Origin of the sequence: Agrobacterium sp. NPDC090283, assembly GCF_044769685.1 — a bacterium.
GTDB lineage: Bacteria > Pseudomonadota > Alphaproteobacteria > Rhizobiales > Rhizobiaceae > Agrobacterium.
The window spans coordinates 139,795-159,673 of sequence record NZ_JBIVYG010000011.1; the positions used below are offsets into that span (position 1 = coordinate 139,795).

The 19,879-nt window shown below is 59.2% G+C and carries 21 protein-coding genes; 9 read left to right on the forward strand and 12 right to left on the reverse strand.

The window, feature by feature from the left end; translation table 11 throughout:
* Nucleotides 1-251: 251 nt before the first annotated feature.
* The 3 genes from ACIQUH_RS17120 to ACIQUH_RS17130 form a co-directional block, all read right to left on the reverse strand.
* Nucleotides 252-755 (reverse strand): invasion associated locus B family protein, encoded by a 504-nt coding sequence (locus tag ACIQUH_RS17120; protein WP_003523183.1) that lies wholly within the window; start codon nucleotides 753-755, stop codon nucleotides 252-254.
* A 296-nt stretch (nucleotides 756-1,051) separates the two neighbouring features.
* On the reverse strand, nucleotides 1,052-1,432 hold the full coding sequence (locus ACIQUH_RS17125; RefSeq protein WP_400817170.1) for a YkvA family protein: 381 nt from the start codon (nucleotides 1,430-1,432) through the stop codon (nucleotides 1,052-1,054).
* Between the two features lie 51 nt (nucleotides 1,433-1,483).
* Entirely contained in the window at nucleotides 1,484-1,789 is a 306-nt protein-coding gene (locus ACIQUH_RS17130; protein WP_003505045.1) for a 4a-hydroxytetrahydrobiopterin dehydratase, read from the reverse strand.
* 58 nt (nucleotides 1,790-1,847) lie between these two features.
* Here ACIQUH_RS17130 and ACIQUH_RS17135 point away from each other — a divergent pair, with 58 nt between their 5' ends.
* Entirely contained in the window at nucleotides 1,848-2,327 is a 480-nt protein-coding gene (locus tag ACIQUH_RS17135; RefSeq protein ID WP_400817172.1) for a low molecular weight protein-tyrosine-phosphatase, read from the forward strand.
* Here the strand turns inward: ACIQUH_RS17135 and thpR are convergent.
* Complete coding sequence (thpR, locus tag ACIQUH_RS17140) at nucleotides 2,261-2,854, reverse strand: RNA 2',3'-cyclic phosphodiesterase (RefSeq protein WP_080853013.1); 594 nt, start codon at nucleotides 2,852-2,854, stop codon at nucleotides 2,261-2,263. The genes ACIQUH_RS17135 and thpR overlap by 67 nt on opposite strands.
* Before the next feature lie 68 nt (nucleotides 2,855-2,922).
* Nucleotides 2,923-3,573: an arylesterase gene (locus tag ACIQUH_RS17145; protein ID WP_400817175.1), complete on the reverse strand. Its 651-nt coding sequence runs from the start codon at nucleotides 3,571-3,573 to the stop codon at nucleotides 2,923-2,925.
* Nucleotides 3,574-3,664: 91 nt separating this feature from the next.
* Between ACIQUH_RS17145 and ACIQUH_RS17150 the strand changes: the two genes are divergently transcribed.
* From ACIQUH_RS17150 to ACIQUH_RS17160, 3 genes are all read left to right on the forward strand, one after another.
* Entirely contained in the window at nucleotides 3,665-4,375 is a 711-nt protein-coding gene (locus ACIQUH_RS17150; protein ID WP_400817177.1) for an ABC transporter ATP-binding protein, read from the forward strand.
* Nucleotides 4,372-6,933, forward strand: a complete 2,562-nt coding sequence (locus ACIQUH_RS17155) for an ABC transporter permease (RefSeq protein WP_400817179.1) — start codon at nucleotides 4,372-4,374, stop codon at nucleotides 6,931-6,933. Before ACIQUH_RS17150 ends, ACIQUH_RS17155 begins: the two co-directional genes overlap by 4 nt.
* A gap of 218 nt (nucleotides 6,934-7,151) precedes the next feature.
* Nucleotides 7,152-7,934, forward strand: a complete 783-nt coding sequence (locus tag ACIQUH_RS17160; protein ID WP_400817181.1) for a Bax inhibitor-1 family protein — start codon at nucleotides 7,152-7,154, stop codon at nucleotides 7,932-7,934.
* A gap of 122 nt (nucleotides 7,935-8,056) precedes the next feature.
* On the opposite strand, the gene ACIQUH_RS17165 is transcribed toward ACIQUH_RS17160, so the two are convergent.
* From ACIQUH_RS17165 to acnA, 3 genes are all read right to left on the reverse strand, one after another.
* Nucleotides 8,057-8,449: a DUF2794 domain-containing protein gene (locus ACIQUH_RS17165; RefSeq protein ID WP_400817182.1), complete on the reverse strand. Its 393-nt coding sequence runs from the start codon at nucleotides 8,447-8,449 to the stop codon at nucleotides 8,057-8,059.
* 400 nt (nucleotides 8,450-8,849) lie between these two features.
* Complete coding sequence (locus ACIQUH_RS17170; RefSeq protein WP_400817184.1) at nucleotides 8,850-9,590, reverse strand: DUF1223 domain-containing protein; 741 nt, start codon at nucleotides 9,588-9,590, stop codon at nucleotides 8,850-8,852.
* A gap of 190 nt (nucleotides 9,591-9,780) precedes the next feature.
* Nucleotides 9,781-12,474, reverse strand: a complete 2,694-nt coding sequence (acnA, locus tag ACIQUH_RS17175; protein WP_400817186.1) for an aconitate hydratase AcnA — start codon at nucleotides 12,472-12,474, stop codon at nucleotides 9,781-9,783.
* Between the two features lie 270 nt (nucleotides 12,475-12,744).
* On the opposite strand from acnA, the gene ccmA reads away from it, so the two are divergent.
* The 5 genes from ccmA (at nucleotide 12,745) to ACIQUH_RS17200 (ending at nucleotide 15,858) form a co-directional block, all read left to right on the forward strand.
* A complete protein-coding gene (gene ccmA, locus ACIQUH_RS17180; protein WP_400817188.1) occupies nucleotides 12,745-13,386 on the forward strand; it encodes a heme ABC exporter ATP-binding protein CcmA in 642 nt (213 codons plus the stop codon).
* A 202-nt stretch (nucleotides 13,387-13,588) separates the two neighbouring features.
* Nucleotides 13,589-14,248 (forward strand): heme exporter protein CcmB, encoded by a 660-nt coding sequence (gene ccmB / locus ACIQUH_RS17185; RefSeq protein ID WP_400817190.1) that lies wholly within the window; start codon nucleotides 13,589-13,591, stop codon nucleotides 14,246-14,248.
* A gap of 74 nt (nucleotides 14,249-14,322) precedes the next feature.
* Complete coding sequence (locus ACIQUH_RS17190; protein ID WP_400817192.1) at nucleotides 14,323-15,084, forward strand: heme ABC transporter permease; 762 nt, start codon at nucleotides 14,323-14,325, stop codon at nucleotides 15,082-15,084.
* A 4-nt stretch (nucleotides 15,085-15,088) separates the two neighbouring features.
* Complete coding sequence (ccmD, locus tag ACIQUH_RS17195; protein ID WP_400817194.1) at nucleotides 15,089-15,262, forward strand: heme exporter protein CcmD; 174 nt, start codon at nucleotides 15,089-15,091, stop codon at nucleotides 15,260-15,262.
* A complete protein-coding gene (locus ACIQUH_RS17200) occupies nucleotides 15,259-15,858 on the forward strand; it encodes a DsbE family thiol:disulfide interchange protein (protein WP_400817196.1) in 600 nt (199 codons plus the stop codon). Before ccmD ends, ACIQUH_RS17200 begins: the two co-directional genes overlap by 4 nt.
* Nucleotides 15,859-15,873: 15 nt before the next feature.
* On the opposite strand, the gene ACIQUH_RS17205 is transcribed toward ACIQUH_RS17200, so the two are convergent.
* The 4 genes from ACIQUH_RS17205 to ftsY all read right to left on the reverse strand — a co-directional run bounded on the left by ACIQUH_RS17205 (nucleotide 15,874) and on the right by ftsY (nucleotide 19,853).
* On the reverse strand, nucleotides 15,874-17,055 hold the full coding sequence (locus tag ACIQUH_RS17205) for a diguanylate cyclase (protein WP_400817198.1): 1,182 nt from the start codon (nucleotides 17,053-17,055) through the stop codon (nucleotides 15,874-15,876).
* A 121-nt stretch (nucleotides 17,056-17,176) separates the two neighbouring features.
* On the reverse strand, nucleotides 17,177-17,773 hold the full coding sequence (locus ACIQUH_RS17210) for a DUF2585 domain-containing protein (RefSeq protein WP_400817200.1): 597 nt from the start codon (nucleotides 17,771-17,773) through the stop codon (nucleotides 17,177-17,179).
* On the reverse strand, nucleotides 17,770-18,420 hold the full coding sequence (locus ACIQUH_RS17215; RefSeq protein WP_400817202.1) for a septation protein A: 651 nt from the start codon (nucleotides 18,418-18,420) through the stop codon (nucleotides 17,770-17,772). Before ACIQUH_RS17215 ends, ACIQUH_RS17210 begins: the two co-directional genes overlap by 4 nt.
* 2 nt (nucleotides 18,421-18,422) lie before the next feature.
* Nucleotides 18,423-19,853 (reverse strand): signal recognition particle-docking protein FtsY, encoded by a 1,431-nt coding sequence (gene ftsY / locus ACIQUH_RS17220; protein ID WP_400817204.1) that lies wholly within the window; start codon nucleotides 19,851-19,853, stop codon nucleotides 18,423-18,425.
* Nucleotides 19,854-19,879 lie beyond the last annotated feature (26 nt).

The window sequence follows — 19,879 nt, forward strand, 5'->3', positions numbered from 1 at the left end:
GATCAGCGGGGTTTTGACTGCCAGGCCGGCAGGGGCTTGCATTACGGACATCACGTTATCCCATCGTTCCATGCATCGCACGACCGGCCTGTCGAAAAGGCGGAAAATCGTCTGCATGTCGAGAAAATCAAAGGCGGAGCACCTTTCGCGCATCCGCCTGTCAATGTTGCCGCGCCTTTAGCATCAAACTGGCAAAAACGCAAATGGCCGGTCGAGGACCGGCCATTGTCAAATGCAATGGAATGTCGGGATTACTTGCAGCTCTCGATCTGCTTGAGAGCAGCCGAAATACCCGAGAGCGAATAGGAATAGGATGTCGCGGTGCCACGGCCGGAAACCGCCTTGACGGTCATCGACTTTCCGCCCTTCATGGCAGCGACGAGAGCGGGCTCTTCAGCGGCGTTTTCAACCCAGGCGGCCTTGTCCTTGGTGAACATGACGAAGTTCTTGTTGTCGATCGTCACATTGACCTTGGAGCCCTGCTTCAGCGGATAACCCACCATGGCCTGCGGCTCGTAGGAGATGTTCTGGCCGGGACGCTGCGACACGATGAAGAAGATATCGCCGTGATCGACGCTCGCCGGTTCCTTGGCTGTCGGAATGGAAAGAACGTAGCAGACGGTGCTGTTGCCCGATTTGTACGAATAGGCACCCCAAGCATTGAACTGCTGGATGCGCGTGGGCGACTGTGCAGATGCTACGCCGACGCTGGTCAGCAAAATGGCCGCTGCGGTTGCTACACTTCTTACAAACATAGAATTTCCTGCCGGGTTATTGTCTTCCATTGGCCCGAAGCAGCGGCGAGCCCAGTTTCTGGATCGGCCACGTTCAGGTGCGGATCGTCTTTTCTCATTGTGGTCGGGAAGCGGTTACCAAACCGTCAACAACACGCATAAAATGCCGGAAACGTCCTGCGGTGTTACAGATTGGCGACTCCCGACGCCCTGGGGAGAAGGACGGGGCACGTCCTTCCTTCGTGTGTATGACACATAAATTCAGGCAAGAATTTGTCACCCACCGGGCTCCGCCGGGCGGAAACATCACAGAGACGTTACCCGGCTTCCTGCTGCCGCTTCAGCATGGCGTCAGCCGCCTCATAGTGCTCCATCTTGATATGGGCGCGGATCATCGCAAGCGCTGCCGTGATGACGGCGATATCATCGGTGAATCCGATGACGGCCAGCACGTCAGGCACGGCATCCATCGGCATGATGAAATAGGCGAGCGCCGCGAGAATGATACCCTTGGCCCGTAGCGGCGTATCGCGGTCGATCGCGCAATAATAGGCCGCCGCTGCATCACGTGCGAAGGGCACCTTCGACATGACGCGCTTCAGCTTGGGCCAGAATTTTGCCCGCACCACATTCTCACGTTCCTGCTGCCTGTCGGTTTCACCCGGCAGAAGAATTTCACCGATTTTCACATCATCCATGATCGACGGTCCTCCGGTCACGGCTATTATATGGGATCTAAGGTCCGCCGTTCAATTGCTCCGGCCTGCGGCTGCCTTCTGCATGGCCTCGGCCAGAAGAAAATCCCGCTCCGTCACGCCCTGTGAATCGTGAGTGGTAAGACAGACCTTGACCCGCGAATAGACATTGGACCATTCGGGATGATGATTGAGCCTTTCCGCAACAAGTGCGGACTCGGCCATGAAACCGAAGGCTTCCGCAAAGCTGGAGAACTTGAAGGAACGAACGATCGCCGCCCCATCCTCTCGCAGGGACCAGCCCTCGAGTTTTGACAATGCCTGCCGGATGGCATCCGGCTCAAGTCTGGGATATTTCATGAACTTGCCTCCGCTTGAGACCCATTAACGCTTCAACGACCGGATCGACGCATATTCCATGAAACATATAGCTGTTCTTTTTGTCTGCATGGGCAATATCTGCCGCTCACCACTTGCCGAAGGCGTTTTGACAAACCTTGCTGATAAAGACGGTGTTTCCCGCCAACTTACGGTCGACTCCGCCGGCACCGGCGGCTGGCATACCGGCAATGCCCCGGATCGCCGATCCATCGCGATAGCCCGTAAGCATGGCATCGATATTTCAGGGCAGAGCGCGCGACAGGTCAGTCAGGCCGATTTCGAAAACTTCGATCTCATCCTTGCCATGGACACGAGCAATCTGGCGAAACTGCTTCAAAAGGCGCCGGAAAACCACAGGCACAAAATCCACCTGTTTCTGGACTATGCTTCGGGACGCCACGAGAGCGTCCCGGATCCCTATTTCGGCGGTGAAGACGGTTTTCTGACCGTCTACAACATGCTCTTGGCAGGATGCAGATCGTTGCTCGAAAAGATGGAGCTGGACCGCGCCTCGTGAAGCGGAAACGCCTCTTCAACGATATAAGGCCCACCACCCACCGATTCCTTCGACGACATCAGCACGAAACGGCCGACCGTGAAGGGCGAGGTGCGGAAGTTGCCGCGTCCGGAAAGATAATGCACCACATCGTCCACACGCGAGGAGCGCAGCCGTGCAAGTGTCACATGCGGCATGAATTTGCGCGGATCGGGCGGGAGACCGATCCTCTGACAAATCCTCTCGATCTCCGCCTGCAGCGCATGCATTTCCGGGGAGGGAGAAACCCCCGCCCAGATGGAATGCGGCTTCTTGGAGCCGAAGGAACCCATACCGGTAAGATTGAGCTGGAACTCCGGCCTTTCGATCCGGTCCAGCCTGTCCACGACCTCATCGGCGGTCCGACCGTCGATGTCACCGATAAAACGCAGGGTTATGTGATAATTCTCCACATCGATCCACCGGGCTCCCGGCAGACCACCGCGCAACAATGAGAGGCTCATAGCCGCATTGCGCGGAATTTCGAGGGCGGTAAACAGTCTCGGCATGGCGAGCTCCCCGAATCTCTTGGCAGAACAAGCATAGCGAATCACGCAATGCAGGCGGGCGCAAGTGCTTATTTTTTTTGCGCACCGATTGTCTTGATGAAGCTTTCAACAGCCGGCAAAGATTTATCCACCATCATCGCCACCCCCTTGGTATTGGGGTGCATTTTGTCCTCGAGCTTCAGCGCATCATCCGTCACGACGCCATCCAGAAAGAAGGGATAAAGCTTTAGGTTGTATTTTTCCGCAAGCTTCGGGAAGATTGGATTAAAGCGCCCGGCATAATCATCGCCCATATTCGGCGGCGCCATAATGCCGACCAGCAGCACGGCTATGTTGCGTTTCTGAAAGCCGGAAATGATGGTGTCGAGGTTCTTTTCGGTCTGTTCGGGGGCGATGCCGCGCAGTGCGTCATTGGCGCCCAATTCCAGAATGACCCCGTCAGTGCCATCGGGAACTGACCATTCCGCCCGCGCCAGACCACCGGAGGAGGTATCGCCGGAGACACCGGCATTGGCGATGGCGACATTGACGCCCTTTGCCTTTAATGCAGCTTCAAGCTGTGCGGTGTAGCTGTCGGTGGGGGGAAGCTGATACCCGGCCATCAGGCTGTCGCCGAAGCCGACCAGTTGCAATGTCCGCTCCTGAGCCATGACGGCAGTGGCGGAAAAGGCGGTGGTGAAAATGACGATGAAGTGAAACAGGGCAGCTTTAAATCTCATCACGGCTTTCCTAACTTGGTTCCCATTGTCTGAAATACCGACCGCATCGACCGCCAGACCGTTTTCATCACCCTATATAGGAACGAGAATTGTGACGAAAAGCATCATAGAGCTGAAGAAGGCCGACCTCACGCTTGGCAATGCCGCCGCCTCCGTTCACGTTCTCAAGAACATCGATCTTTCAATCGGAGAGAGCGAGGCGGTGGGTATCGTCGGCCCTTCCGGCTCGGGAAAGTCGACACTGCTGATGGTGCTCGCCGGTCTCGAGAGGCTCGATAGCGGCGAAATCATCATTGCGGATACGGAACTGCACAAGCTCGGGGAGGACGCGCTGGCGGATTTCCGCGGCCGGAATATCGGCATTGTTTTCCAGTCCTTCCATCTTATCGCCAATATGACGGCGCTGGAAAATGTCGCCGTTCCGCTGGAGCTGGCAAACACCCCGAACCCCTTCGAGATCGCCAGACGCGAGCTCGTCGCCGTCGGTCTCGGCGAGCGTCTCAATCATTATCCCGGCCAGCTCTCCGGCGGCGAACAGCAGCGTGTCGCCATCGCCCGCGCGCTTGCCCCCTCACCGGCCGTATTGATTGCTGACGAACCGACCGGCAATCTCGATACCGATACCGGCAGGCAGATCGCCGATCTTCTCTTTACCAAACAGGCCGAACGCGGCATGACGATGATCCTCGTCACCCATGATCCGTCGCTTGCCGCCCGGTGCTCGCGCCAGATCAAGGTGCGCTCCGGCGAGATCGAGGGCGACAGCGCCATATCCCAGATGGCGCGGGCGGTGTCCGCATGATCGGATCCATTCTCCCGTCTTTTGCCAATATCAGAAACGCCGCGAGGCTGGCACGGCGCGAAATTCGCGGCGGTCTGCGCGGCTTCTACATTTTCCTCGCCTGCATCGCGCTTGGAACCGGCGCCATCGCCGCCGTCAATTCCGTCTCGCGCGCGGTCACCAGCGCCATCGCCACGGAAGGTCAGGCTATATTGGCGGGCGACGTGCGTTTCGAACTGCGCAACAGGGAAGCAACGCAAGAAGAGCGGGCCTATCTCGACGGCCTCGGCACCGTCGCGGTTTCCACCGGGCTGCGCTCCATGGCCCGCCTTGCCGATGGCTCCGAACAGACCCTGACGGAAGTGAAGGCTATCGACGGCGCCTACCCGCTCTACGGAACTTTCGTGGCCGAGCCGAACCGGCCGCTGAATGAGCTTCTGGCCGGAAACGGCGACACCTACGGCGCCATTGCCGCCCCGCTTCTGCTGGAACGGCTGGGAATCAAGGTCGGCGATGAAATCCTGCTCGGCAATGTGAAGCTGAAACTGACCGGCACCGTGGTCGACGAGCCGGATGCTCTCTCCGACGGTTTCGGTTTTGCCCCGAGGCTTATGGTCAGCCGCGACGCCCTTTTCGCCTCGGGCCTCGTTCAGACCGGAAGTCTTGTCGAACACGCCTACAAGATCAAGCTGAACGACCCTTCGGCGCGCGCGACAACGACCGATGCGGCCAACAAGGCCTTTCCCGATGCCGGCTGGTCCATTCGCACCAGTGACCGGGCAGCGCCGTCGCTGACCGAAAACGTCAACCGTTTCTCGCAATTCCTGACGCTGGTGGGCCTTACCGCCCTCATCGTCGGCGGTGTCGGCGTCGCCAATGCCGTTCGCGCTTTTCTCGATTCCAAGCGCACCACGATCGCCTCGCTGAAATGCCTCGGCGCACCGGCCTCCGTGGTCACCATGACCTATCTCTTTCAGATCGCCTTCATTGCCGCCGTCGGCATCGTCATCGGCCTTGTGGTCGGTGCCGTCGCGCCCCTCGTCGCCATGCGGTTTCTGGAAGGCGTGCTGCCTGTGCCGGAAGAGCTTGCCTTTTATCCCGCCGCGCTCGGTCTCGCCGCCCTGTTCGGTCTCCTGACCACGCTCGCCTTCGCTATCGTGCCGCTTGGGCAAGCGCGTGAGGTTCCGGCAACCGCGCTTTTTCGTGAACAGGGTTTCGAAGAGGGAAGCTGGCCCTCCTGGCCTTATCTCGCCGCAACCGGCCTGCTTCTGGCAGCGCTTGCCGCACTCGCCATCTTTTCGGCGGAAGACCGTTTCATCGCCTCGGTTTTCCTCGCGGCCATCGCTTTTGCCTTCGTGGTTCTGCGGCTGGTGGCGTCGGGCGTCAAGGCCATCGCCAAACGCAGCCCCCGCGTTCACTCCGCGGCCCTTCGTCTGGCAATCGGCAATATTCACCGTCCCGGCGCGCTCACCCCGTCGGTCGTCCTCTCCCTCGGCCTCGGCCTGACCCTGCTCGTGACGCTGACGCTGATCGACGGCAATCTGCGCCGTGAATTGACGGACAGCTTGCCGGAAAAGGCACCGAATTTCTTCTTCGTTGATATTCAGGGCAGCGAAGTTCAGGGCTTCCGCGATCTCGTGAGGCGGGAAGCGCCTGATGGCACGCTGACAGAAGTGCCGATGCTGCGTGGCCGCATCATGGCGCTGAACGGCACGGACGTGACGAAAATGGAGGTTCCGCCGGGAGGACGCTGGCTGCTGCGCGGCGACCGGGGAATTACCTACTCGCAGGATATTCCCGAAAATGCAACGCTGACGGAAGGAGGCTGGTGGGGGCCGGACTATAGCGGCGAACCGCTGGTGTCCTTCGCCGCGAAGGAGGCGGGAGATCTGGGCCTCAAGATCGGTGACAGCGTGACCGTCAACGTGCTCGGCCGCAACATCACGGCCAGGATCGCCAATCTGCGCAATGTCGAATGGGAATCCCTGTCGATCAATTTCGTCATGGTATTTTCACCAAACACTTTCCGCGGCGCGCCACATGCATGGCTGGCGACACTCGCCGACCCTTCCGCTTCCGCAAGCGACGAAGGCCGCATATTGCGCTCTGTCACCAACACCTATCCGACAATCACCAGCGTGCGTGTGAAGGATGCGCTCGACGTCGTCAACCGGCTGGTCGGCCAGCTCGCCACCGCCATCCGTGCCGCTGCCGCCGTTGCCCTCATAGCCTCCGTCCTCGTTCTCGCCGGCGCACTTGCCGCCGGAAACCGTGCCCGCACCCATGACGCGGTTATCCTGAAAACGCTGGGCGGCACACGAAGCCTGCTCATCCGCGCCTTCTCCTACGAATATATGATGCTCGGCCTCGCCACCGCCGTCTTCGCACTTTTCGCCGGCGGCGTTTCCGCATGGTTCGTGATCGCCCGCATCATGAAGCTGCCCTCCAGTTTTCTTCCGGATGTGGCGATCGGAACCCTCGTCGTCGCCCTCGTCATGACTGTTGGCATCGGCCTCATCGGCACCTGGCGGATTCTCGGGCAAAAGGCCGCCCCGGTTCTCAGGCAGGCAGGTGAATGATCGTCGGTTGTGCACCGCTTAACTTTAACGATTAATTCTTTGTAATGATCGCCAAAACGTGAGCGCTTTTCGCGCATATGGTGTCTTTTCGACGGGAAAAGGCCTTGTATCGAACACGTTCTGCCATCATATTCTTGAGCAGGCTTGCTGAAGCTCCGCAGCGGCGCCCGGGAGGTATCCCGACACCGTAGCAATCACGGGGCTCAAAAGAGGAAACAATGGCTGACTTCAATAACTACCAGAACCGCATGGCGCAGAACCGTGCACAGACTGGTGCGATGATCGATGAAGGTCTTCGCGCCTACATGCTCAAGGTTTACAACCTGATGGCGCTGGCTCTGGTCATCACCGGCGTTGCAGCGTTCGGCTTCGCCATGCTTGCTACGACGAGTGATCCCGCAGCAGCGGTCGCCACGCTGCCGAATGGCAAGATGCTGACTTCCCTGGGCGCCCTTGTTTATGCGTCGCCGCTGCGCTGGGTCGTCATGCTGGCACCGCTCGCACTGGTTTTCTTCCTTAGCTTCCGCATCCAGAACATGAGCGTTTCCGCCGCGCAGACAACGTTTTGGGTCTATGCTGCTCTTATGGGCGTGTCGCTGTCCTCGATCTTCCTGAGATACACTGAGGGAAGCATCGTACAGACGTTCTTCGTGACCGCCGCTTCGTTCGGCGCGCTCTCGCTCTACGGTTACACGACGAAAAAGGATCTTTCCGGTTTCGGTTCGTTCCTGATCATGGGTCTGTTCGGCCTGATCATTGCCTCTATCGTCAATATCTTCCTTGGTTCCGGAGCCCTGCAGTTCGCGATTTCCGCGATCGGCGTGCTGATTTTCGCAGGCCTGACCGCCTACGACACCCAGAAGATCAAGGAAATGTATTTCGATGCTGACGATGTTGCCGTGGCCGGCCGCAAGGCCATCATGGGCGCACTGACGCTTTATCTCGACTTCATCAACCTCTTCACCTTCCTTCTGCAGTTCCTCGGAAACCGCGACGACTAAGGCTGAGGTTCGATTGCCAGACATGCGAAGGGCGGCCCATCGGCCGCCTTTTTATTTGGGAAGATTCTTCACTCGTCAGCCAAAGCGTCACCTGCATGCGGGCAGTCCGCTTTTGCGAAAGCTCATTCGATGAGCTTCAAAACCTTGTCGAAGACCTTCAGAACCTGCGGCAACTCATGGCCACGTTTCAGAATGCGGCCATCCTTATTCACCACGCAGTAGGCACCCTGCTTCGCCGCCAGCTTGGGATTTTTCTCGATCCTGAAAAGCGGCATTTCACCCGAACGCTTGAAGACGGAAAACACCGCCTTTTCCTTCAGGTGATCGATGGCGTAGTCACGCCACTCGCCCTCTCCCACCATACGACCATAGATGCGCAGGATCGCATCCAGCTCGCGGCGGTGAAAGGTGACCGGTAAAGGGTCCTTGTTCTTTTTATATTCGCGGAGATCGATAACGGTGGAATTGTCACGTGAAGCGGTCTGCACCTGCTGCACATCCGGTTGATCGGTCATCCAATACCTCCGATTCCACCCAAATCATCCGTGCAGTGTGAGCCTGGGAGGGCGAAATTGCAAGTCTTTGCACCATCATGGAACAGAGGACGGGTAATGCCGGGAAAGGTCTGACAAGCCTTCGAATGGCAGCGGAACCAGAAGACGGCAGCAGGGAATGGCGTCCACCGATGCCGCCGGAGGACGTGCCGAAGGCAAAGGCAAGGGTTAAAAATGGTAACCATTTAGGCAGCCATTTTCACATGGCCTGCCGTATTTCGGTCAAACCATGGCCCGAATTGGGTGGAATAGTCCTATTGTCAATTGATGCCTAGGCACCAAGATGACCCGGTCCGGTGCATTGACCCTTTACCCCCAGCCCCCAATGCCCGGACCGGATCTTCCATCGCCCGACAGGCGATCAGGGGGGTTCATTTCCAAGCAGGATACTTGCCCCGACGATTGCCGCGGGATCGCCGCCGGCATTGGCCGTCTGCAACAATACGGCGCAGCCACCCTTTTTAACCTTGGCCACCACGCTCGCCGGAAGCTTCACCGTCATCGGCGAACCATCCCACATGCCGACTGTCTGCACATCATAGACGCTGTGCCAGTAGGACATTTTTTTCCCCTGGTTTTCGCCCTTCTGCACATCCACCGTCTGCTCGCGGGTGAAATAGGCGACAACGACATCGGCCTTGCCGCTGCCCGCACCAATATCGATTTCCACCTCGTCACCGGCAAATTTCGACGAGACCGGCACGTTCAACCCCTTGCCCTCACGCTTGAAAGCGTCGAGCCTGTCGTAGATACCACGCACATCCGCGCCCTTGACGTGGTCGCGGCCATTCAGAATGGCCTGCGGTGTATAGACCCCGTTACGGCCGAGCGCGCGCATATAACCATATTGCCGGTCGGTATTTTCCTTCGATGCCAGCGAATCGGTCCAGCCGAGATAATTCCAGTAATCGACATGGTAGGAGAGGCCAACGACATCGCCCTTCTGGATCATCTTGCGCAAGGCTTCATCCGCCGGCGGGCAGGAGGCACATCCCTGCGATGTGAACAATTCGACGACGCCCTTCACGGCCTCCTGCGCCTGCGCGGAGGTGACGAGGAACGTGCCGAGAAGACATATCGACAGGGGGAATTTCAGCGGCATTACAAAAACCTTTGTCCGGAAGAGATCCAGACGAATTGATGCGATCAATCCTGCCGGGATGCAAACCGGAAAATAACGTCTATTGCCCTTCAATAGAAAGTCACGAAGGGGTGAGCGACAATCACAAAAAAAGAGACCATGAAACGGAAAGACGCCGGGATTTCTCCCGACGTCTTCGATTGTTGAAGCTTTATGCCGCCAGATCGCGAAGAACGGTCTGCAGAATGCCACCATTGTTCATGTAGATCACTTCATCAAGCGTATCGATGCGGCAAAGAAGCGGAACTTCCTTCACCGTACCGTCGCTATAGGTGATCTTGGCGATCTTCTTCTCGCGCGGCTTGATTTCGCCTTCGAGACCGTCGATCTCGACGATTTCGTCACCCTTGAGGTCGAGGCTCGCCCAGGTCGTGCCTTCCTCGAAGACGAAGGGAACGACACCCATGCCGACGAGGTTCGAACGGTGGATACGCTCGAAGGACTGCGCGATGACGGCCTTGACGCCAAGCAGGTTCGTGCCCTTCGCCGCCCAGTCGCGGGACGAGCCGTTGCCATATTCGACACCGGCGAAGATGACGAGCGGGACGCCTTCCGCCTTGTATTTCATGGCTGCATCGTAAATCGACATCTCTTCCTTGGACGGATAGTGGATGGTGTATCCACCTTCCTTGCCGTTCGGGCCGAGCATGTGGTTGCGGATGCGAATATTGGCGAAGGTGCCGCGCATCATCACTTCATGGTTGCCACGACGCGTGCCGTACTGATTGAAGTCGGCAACGGCGACACCATGCTCCGTCAGATAGGCGCCGGCGGGCGATGCAGCCTTGATCGAACCGGCAGGAGAAATATGGTCGGTGGTGATCTTGTCGCCGAAGAGACCGAGGACGCGCGCGCCCTTGATGTTCTTGAGGCCGGTGCCCTTTTTGCCCATGCCGACGAAATAGGGCGGATTCTGAACATAGGTCGACTGGTCATCCCAGGCATAGGTCTGGCCCGGAGGAACCTGAACGGCCTGCCAGTTCGCATCGCCCTTGAACACATCGGCATACTTCGTTTCATAAAGCTCGCGGGTGACGTATTTCAGGATGAATTCCTGGATTTCCTTCGAGGTCGGCCAGATATCCTTGAGATAAACGGGATTGCCGTTCTGGTCGTCGCCGATCGGCTCCTTGGTCAGATCCTTCTGGACCGTGCCGGCAAGGGCATAGGCCACGACGAGCGGCGGCGAGGCCAGATAGTTCGCCTGAACGTCCGGCGAGATACGGCCTTCGAAGTTGCGGTTGCCCGAGAGAACACCTGCGGTGATCAGGCCCTTGTCATTGATCGTCTTGGAGATCGGAGGCGGCAGCGGGCCGGAATTGCCGATGCAGGTGGTGCAACCGAAACCGACGAGGTTGAAACCGATCGCATCGAGATCCTTCTGCAGGCCCGACTTGTCGAGATATTCCGCAACCACCTGCGATCCAGGTGCGAGCGAGGTCTTCACCCATGGCTTGGACTTCAGCCCCTTGGCGACCGCATTGCGGGCGAGAAGGCCGGCCGCAATGAGAACCGAGGGGTTGGAGGTGTTGGTGCAGGAGGTGATGGCGGCAATCGCCACATCGCCGTGACCGAGATCGAAAGCTTCACCTTCAACCGCATAACGGCTCGAAAGCTGGCCGGGCTTCTTGTAGTCGTTTTCGAGAGCCGTCGCGAAATTCGGCGCGATGGTTTCGAGCGGCAGGCGGCCTTCCGGACGCTTGGGGCCGGCCATGGAGGGCACGACGTCACCAAGATCGAGTTCCAGCGTGTCGGTAAAGACGAGGTCGGAACCATCGCCGGTGCGCCACATGTCCTGCGCCTTCGAATAGGCTTCGACGAGGGCGATACGGTCCTTGGCGCGGCCGGACATGGTGAGGTAATTGATGGTTTCGCCGTCAACCGGGAAGAAGCCGCAGGTCGCGCCATATTCCGGGCCCATATTACCGATGGTGGCACGGTCGGCGAGAGACATCGAATCGAGACCGGGGCCGAAGAACTCGACGAATTTGGAAACCACGCCCTTCTTGCGCAGCATCTGCACGACGGTCAGCACGAGGTCGGTCGCGGTCACGCCTTCCTTCACCTTGCCGGTCAGCTTGAAGCCGATAACCTCGGGCAGAAGCATGGAGACTGGCTGGCCGAGCATGGCTGCTTCAGCTTCGATGCCGCCCACGCCCCAGCCGAGAACACCGAGACCATTGATCATGGTCGTGTGGCTATCGGTGCCGACGCAGGTATCCGGATAAGCGATCGTCTCGCCATCCTCTTCCTTCGTCCAGACGGTCTGGCCAAGATATTCGAGGTTGACCTGGTGACAGATGCCGGTACCGGGCGGAACCACACGGAAATTCTCGAAAGCCTGCTGGCCCCACTTCAGGAAGCGGTAACGCTCGCCGTTGCGCTCATACTCCAGCTCGACGTTGCGGGCAAAGGCGCTCGGCGTGCCGAATTCGTCGACGATGACAGAGTGGTCGATGACGAGATCGACGGGAACGAGCGGGTTGATCTTTTCCGGATCGCCGCCGAGAGCCTTGATGCCGTCACGCATGGCGGCAAGGTCGACAACGGCGGGAACGCCGGTAAAGTCCTGCATCAGAACGCGGGCGGGGCGGTAGGCGATTTCGGTTTCGGTCAGGCCCTTATTGTTCAGCCATTCGGAAACCGCCAGAATGTGTTCCTTGGTGACGGACTGGCCGTCCTCGAAACGCAGCAGGTTTTCCAGAAGAACCTTCATGGAATAGGGCAGCTTGGAAACGCCCTTCAGGCCATTGGCTTCAGCCTTGGGAAGGCTGAAATAGACGTAATCCTTACCGTCAACGGTAAGGACGGAACGACATTGGAAACTGTCGAGTGATTTGGGCATGGATCAAAAACCCCGCTTACTCTGATAGCCAACACGTGCGTGCGGACACCTATGCACTCATGCACATCAGGATGCGGGTACGACCATTTCCGCTGTCCGCACGTGAAAATTGCTCCTCGCAATCGTCAAGTCCGGCGCAAGATGATGTTCACGCCGGCCGCTGGCGTGGTTGACACCCATATAGATAATTTCGGAGAAACGTGCCAGACCATTCAACAAAGCTAATCGATTTTTTTATCGAAACGACGAAATCTGAAACGGAACCGCAGCATGGATTTGACGGCGGAAAATCTTGGCGTGCGACGCGGCGAAGATTTCATATTCATGAACATTTCCTTCAAGTTAAGCGACGGCGAGGCCTTAGTACTGACCGGACGCAACGGCTCGGGAAAATCCACGCTCCTGCGCACCGTGGCCGGCCTGCTGCGTCCCGAAAAGGGGAGGGTGAAGATAGCCGGCGAAGGAATAGACGCCGAGATGCGGCCGTCGGAGGCCTGCCATTATCTCGGCCATCGCAATGCGATGAAAACGGAACTGACCGTCTCGGAAAATCTGCGCTTCTGGAAGGACTTCCTCGACGATTTTCCCGGCGGCGCCGGCACGACGATCGACGAGGCGGCGGAGATCGTCGGCCTTGCGGGCATTACCCACCTGCCGTTCGGTTATCTCTCCGCGGGTCAGCAACGACGTTTCGCCATGGCGAAGCTTTTGATTGCGTGGCGACCGGTATGGATACTCGATGAGCCGACGGCGGCACTCGACAAGGCTGCGGACGGGATGTTTACCGATCTCGTCAAAACCCATTTGGGGAAAGGCGGGATTGTCCTGGCTGCGACCCATCAGCCTTTGGGGCTGGAGAAGGCGCGTGAATTGCAGATGACGGGTTTTGCGGGTGTGGAGGCTTGGGCATGATGGTGATGGGTGCGTGGCATACCCCCCTCTGCCCTGCCGGGCATCTCCCCCACAAGGGGGAAGATCGGCAAGATGCCCTCTTCTCGTTTCATTCCCACGCTTTGAGATGGGCGAGACCTTGCCGCGAGTCGATCTCCCCCCTTGTGGGGGAGATGCCCGGCAGGGCAGAGGGGGGTAACGCCCCAGACGCGGAGCAACCCCAATGACAGCCCTCTTCCTCCGCGATATCAAACTCTCCATCCGCGCCGGCGGCGGCGCGCTGATCGGCGTGTTGTTCTTCATGACCGTGGTTGCCGTCATCCCCTTCGGCGTCGGGCCCGATCTCAACCTGCTCGCCCGCATCGGCCCGGCCATCGTCTGGATCGGCGCGCTCCTGTCCGCCCTTCTCGGCCTCGACCGGCTGTTTCAGGCCGAGCGGGATGACGGCTCCCTCGATCTCATCCTGATGCAGGAAACCCCGCTGGTGCTGACCGTCTTCGTCAAATGCCTGGCGCACTGGGTCACAACCGGCCTGCCGCTGGTGCTTGCCTCACCGCTGCTCGGCCTTTTCATGAACATGGACGAGATGGCGATCGGCGCGGTGATGCTTACGCTTCTCGTCGGCTCACCCGCCATCACCTTCATCGGCGCGGTGGGCGCGGCGGTTGCCGTTGCCCTGCCGCGCGGCGGGCTTCTCGTTTCCATTCTCGTCCTGCCGCTCGCCATCCCGGTGCTGATTTTCGGCGTCAGCGCTTCGTATGCGGCAGTGCAGGACCCGGCGCCCTTCATGCCGCCCTTCCTCATTCTCTGCGCGATCACGTTATTTTCAGCCGTCACCGGCCCTTTCTTTGCCGCTTTGGCCCTGCGCAATGTTATGGATTGAGGAAACTGCAATGGACGATCTCCGATTGACAGGGATCAATTGCGGGACGGCCATTCTCGGGTTACACAAACGGTATGAACGAGCAGACCTTCACCATCACCAAATTCAGTGATCTCGCCAATCCCACGCGGTTTCTGGCGCTGGCGACACGTATTCTACCCTGGCTCGCCGTTCTCACGGCGCTGGTGCTGGCCGCTGGTCTTTATCTGTCCTTCACTACCGAAGGTGATTACCAGCAGGGTTACACGGTACGCATCATGTATGTGCATGTACCCTCCGCGTGGCTCGCCATGATGTGTTATTCGGTCATGGCGGTCTCTGCCATCGGCACCCTCGTCTGGCGTCATCCGCTGGCGGATGTCAGCCATAAAGCCGCCGCTCCCATTGGTGCCGCCTTCACGCTGATTGCGCTCATCACCGGGTCGCTCTGGGGCAAACCCATGTGGGGAACCTGGTGGGTATGGGATGCGCGGCTGACCTCCGTTTTCGTGCTGTTCCTGATGTATCTGGGGCTGATCGCGCTCAATCGCGCCATGGACGATCCATCCAGAGCCGCCCGCGTCAGTGCCGTACTGATCCTCGTGGGTTTCGTGAATATCCCGATCATCAAATTTTCGGTGGAGTGGTGGAATACGCTGCACCAGCCGGCAAGTGTCATCCGCATGGGCGGTTCCGCCATCGATGCGGAGTTTCTCTGGCCGCTTCTGACGATGGCTGTCGGCTTCACGCTGCTGTTCTTCACCCTGCACATCGCCGCCATGCGCAACGAAATCTGGCGCCGGCGCGTGGCCGCGCAGCGGCGGCTTGCCGCCCGCATGGCAAACCGGGAGGGCTGAGGTGATGACACACGCCTTTTATATCGGCATGTCCTATGCGGCGACCGGCCTCGTCGTTCTCTGTCTCATCGCCTGGGTCGTCATGGACGGTCAGGCACGCAAACGGGAACTGAAGGAACTCGAGGCATCCGGCATACGCCGCAGGGCAAGGGCCGGTTCTGCAGGTGATGCGCAATGACGCAGGCTGACCCCGACACCAAGGCCAAAACGACGGGTCGCGCCCGTTATGCGCTGGCGCTGCTGCCGCTGCTGCTGTTCGGCGGTTTCGCCCTCATTGCCGGCAAGATGCTCTACGATCAGGATGTCAACGGGCTGGATATCAGCGCCATCCCGTCAGCTCTGATTGGCACCAGGGCACCCTCCCTGTCGCTGCCGCCACTGGAGGGCTCGAACCTTCCGGCGCTAACCGATGCCGCCATCAAGGGCAAGCTGACGCTGGTCAATGTCTTCGCCTCCTGGTGCATCCCCTGCCGGCAGGAGCATCCTCTGCTTCAGGAATTGGCGCAGGACAGCCGCATCACCGTCGTGGGTATCAACTACAAGGACAAGCAGGACAATGCACTGCGCTTCCTCGGTGAGCTCGGCAATCCCTTTGCTGCGATAGGCGTCGATCCAAACGGCAAGGCCGCGATAGACTGGGGCGTCTACGGCATTCCCGAGAGTTATCTGGTCGGCGCGGATGGCACGATCCTCTATAAAAAGGTCGGCCCCTTCGATGCCCGCAGCGTCGAGCGCGACCTGCTGCCCGCCATCGCCGCCGCCGCCGGGAAATAACCCAGCCGGCAGGCCTCACCCCTTGGTAACGACCCTCAGCGAAGGGCCCTCAGCCGGCAGACGTATGCCTTCCAGCACGACCTGATCGCGACCGCCGCGCTTTGCGGCGTAAAGGCTGTCATCGGCCCGCTTGATGGCGTCGTGGATGGAATGATCTCCCCTCGCGATGGCCGAGACACCGAAGCTTGCGGTGATCTGGCTGGTCACACCGCGGTTGCGCCAATCGAGGGACGAGAGGCCTGTGCGCATGCCATTGGCAAGCTGTCCGGCCGCGGCGGCCGTCTGCCCGGGTAGGAAGACCACAAATTCCTCGCCGCCGAAACGCGCCACCAGCGCATTCGCGGGCGCGTTTCGCCTGAGAAGGTCGGAAAGGCCGATGAGCACGATATCGCCGGCCGCGTGACCGTAGACGTCGTTGATGCGCTTGAAGTGGTCTATGTCGCAGGCGATGATCGCACCGTCAGGCGTATCGTTGCGAAAATCGGGAACGCGCCGGTCGAAACCACGGCGGTTCAGCACATCCGTCAGTGGATCGTGCTCCGCCGCATGCAGATGCCGGTCGACAGTGACGGAAATCTGGCTCGCCAGCACGGAAAGGGCGAGCAGGAAGCCGAAGATGCTCGCGGCAAGCTGCATGTAGAAGGCATAGTCGGATTCGAAAAATTCGCTGAGCTCGATCATCGAGCCGTTCGGCGTCATCACCAGCAGCATGCCTATGCGCACCAGCGTTTCCAGCACCACAAGACAGGCAATTCCCACCATCAGCCTGTCGGCAAGCGCCACCGGCCGCTTCCGCACGATCCAGACCGGGATAGCAAGCAAAAGGGCACAGACGAGATCGCCGATGACGAGTTCGCGTTTCAGATCTGGCGTGACGAAAACATGGAACGAGACCAGCAATACCGCCACCGCCACGATCGACAGCCGTGCCTTGGTATAAAGCGGCCGCTCAAAATGGGTAAGCAGCGCATGGCCATAAAGGAAGAAGGCGGAGAAGAACAGCAGGTTCGAAAGGATCGCCTGAACTTCGAAAGGCAAGCCGCCAAGCACGAGCGGTGTGGCGAAACCAAAAGCCGCCGCAAGATATCCGATGCCCCAATAGCGCGCCGAAGCGTGGCCGATCCTCTGCAGGAACAGGAATACCACGCCGAATGTCAGCATGATGAAGGGGAGAAGATAGGCGAAGTTATCTTGCAATGGGTTCTGCCGGAAGAAAAAACGGGCCTTTGAAGCCGGACGTTACCGCAATGCCCTTAAGAAAGCCTGCATGTAACGTGCGGTTTCAGCGCCTTTCCGGCCAAAATCCCGGCGAGCCCATTCACATTTGCGGGAGCGCGTTCTGCCATTCCTTGATTGCTTCGACAGGCCAGACCAGCATGACCACATTCAGCGTCAGATTATCGCGGATCAGCCAGCCGGTGAAAATTTCAAAGACGATGGCGATCACGACCGTCAGCCACACCGGCACGCGGGAGGCGAAGAGGAAACCCAGCACCATGAAAACCGTGTCCATCGCCGAGTTCAGGATGCTGTCGCCGGTATAACCCAGCGCCACGGTCGCCGTACGGTAGCGATCGATGATGATGGGCGAGTTTTCGAGGATTTCCCACGCCGCCTCCACCAGGACCGCCAGCGAAAGACGCATGGAAAGCGGTTTGTTGCGGAACAATAGCCAGGCGAACCAGTAGAACAGGAACCCGTGAATGATATGCGAGGGCGTATACCAGTCTGCCAGATGCTGGGAATTGCCCGGCGTGTTCACGCCCGGTTCGAACAGCTTCACATAACCGCATTCACAGATGGGAATGCGGCCCATGGCATAGAGAATGACGATCTGCAGGAGAAGCAGCCCGGCGGCCACGCCGAACCATTTGAGCGAACGCGAACGGGAAGCCGGCATCTCCGCAACTGTCATTTTTCGTCCTTGTTGAGAGGCTCAAGCGAATGGCGCATGACGAGCGGCATCTGGGCCATGGTGAAGATGATGGTGATCGGCATCGTGCCCCATACCTTGAAGGCCACCCAGGTATCGGTGGTGAACATGCGCCACACCACCTCGTTCAGCACCGCGAGGAAGAGGAAAAACACGCCCCAGCGAAGCGTCAGCTTGCGCCAACCCTCATCGGTCAGCCTGAAGGCCGAATTGAAGACGTAGCCCAGCAGCGATTGCCCGAAGAACAGGCCGCCCAGCAGAATGACACCGAACAGCGTGTTGACGATGGTCGGCTTCATCTTGATGAAGGTATCGTTCTGCAGCCAGAGCGTCAGCGCACCGAATACCAAGACCACGATGCCCGATATCAGCGGCATGATCGGCAGTTTGCGCGTCAGCACCCATGAAACCGAAAGCGCCAGCGCTGTTGCTATCATGAACAGGCCGGTGGCGATGAAGATCGGTCCGCCGAATTCCGTCAGCACGGGGAAGGTGGAGGCCAGCCATTCGCCGCGGGAATTGGCGAAGAAGAACACCATGAGCGGGCCAAGTTCGAGCACGAATTTCAGGAGCGGGCTGATTTCCGCCACCATCTTTTCGCTTTCCTTGGGATTGCTTTCGATGTCCATACTCAAACTCCCGCAATGGCCTTGGCGAAATCTTCCGCCTCGAAGGGCTCCAGATCATCGACACCTTCACCCACACCGATGAAATAGACCGGCAGCTTGTGTTTGGCAGCGATGGCAACGAGGATACCGCCCCGCGCCGTGCCATCCAATTTTGTCATAATCAGGCCCGAAACACCCGCGACATTGCGGAATATTTCCACCTGGTTCATGGCGTTCTGTCCCGTCGTCGCATCCAGCGTCTGCAGCACGGTGTGCGGTGCATCCGGATCGAGCTTGCCGAGCACGCGCACGATCTTTTCCAGCTCCGCCATCAGTTCCGTCTTGTTCTGCAGACGGCCGGCCGTATCGATGATGAGGACATCGCTTTTCTGCGCCCGCGCCTGTTCATAGGCGTCATAAGCAAGCCCGGCCGCATCCGCACCGAGCTTGGTGCCGATGAATTCCGAGCCCGTACGGTCGGCCCAGATATTCAGCTGCTCGATCGCCGCCGCGCGGAACGTGTCGCCTGCCGCCAGCATCACCTTGAGGCCCGAGCCGGAGAGCTTGGCGGCAAGCTTGCCGATGGTGGTCGTCTTGCCGGTGCCGTTCACACCGACGACGAGAATGACATGCGGCTTGTGCGAGAGATCGAGTTCCAGCGGTTTCGCGACTGGTTTCAGAACCTTGGTGATCTCGCCCGCCATGATGCGCGCCACGTCCTCGCCGCTCACATCCTTGCCATAGCGTTCGGAAGACAGGGCGCCGGTGATGCGCATGGCGGTCTCGACGCCGAGATCGGACTGGATGAGAAGATCTTCCAGCTCGTCGAGCGTATCCTCATCCAGCTTGCGTTTGGTGAAGAGCGCCGAAATCTGCGTGGTCAGCTGCGATGAGGTGCGGGCGAGGCCCGCACGCAGGCGCTGGAACCACGTCAATTTCACCTGTGGTGCAACAGGGGCAGGCTCCTGGCGCTCACGAGCAGATGAAAAACCCTTTGGTAGAGCTGGCGGAATCGCGGAGGGCTCGGCAGCTGTGGCTGCTTCCGCCTCATCGAGCAGCGCATCCATCGCATCCGCATCCAGCACGACCTCCGCTGCTTCAGGGGCTGCTTCGGCCTGCTCTTCGGCGGCTGCTTCCGCCTCTAATAACGACAGCGGCACCAGGCCCATATCGCCGGAAAGCTCGGCACCGGGCAGAAGCGAAGCGTCCTCGTCCTCTTCGGAGGGAACCAAATCCGTCGCCTCATCAGCAGCCGGCCCCCCGGCCGTCTCCATTTCCAGTTCGGAAACCGGGTCCTTGTCGACAGGGTCATGCGCTTCAGCGTCGCTCAGCGCGGCTTCGAAGGAGGCATTTTCATTGCCGCGCTCAAGCGCAGCGTCCTCTTGCGGCCGCTCTTCCGTTTCGGCCTTGTCCTTGCCGAACGAAAAGACTTTTTTGATGAAGCCGAGGGCCATGGTTGTTCCCGTGTCTTTTCTCTTTG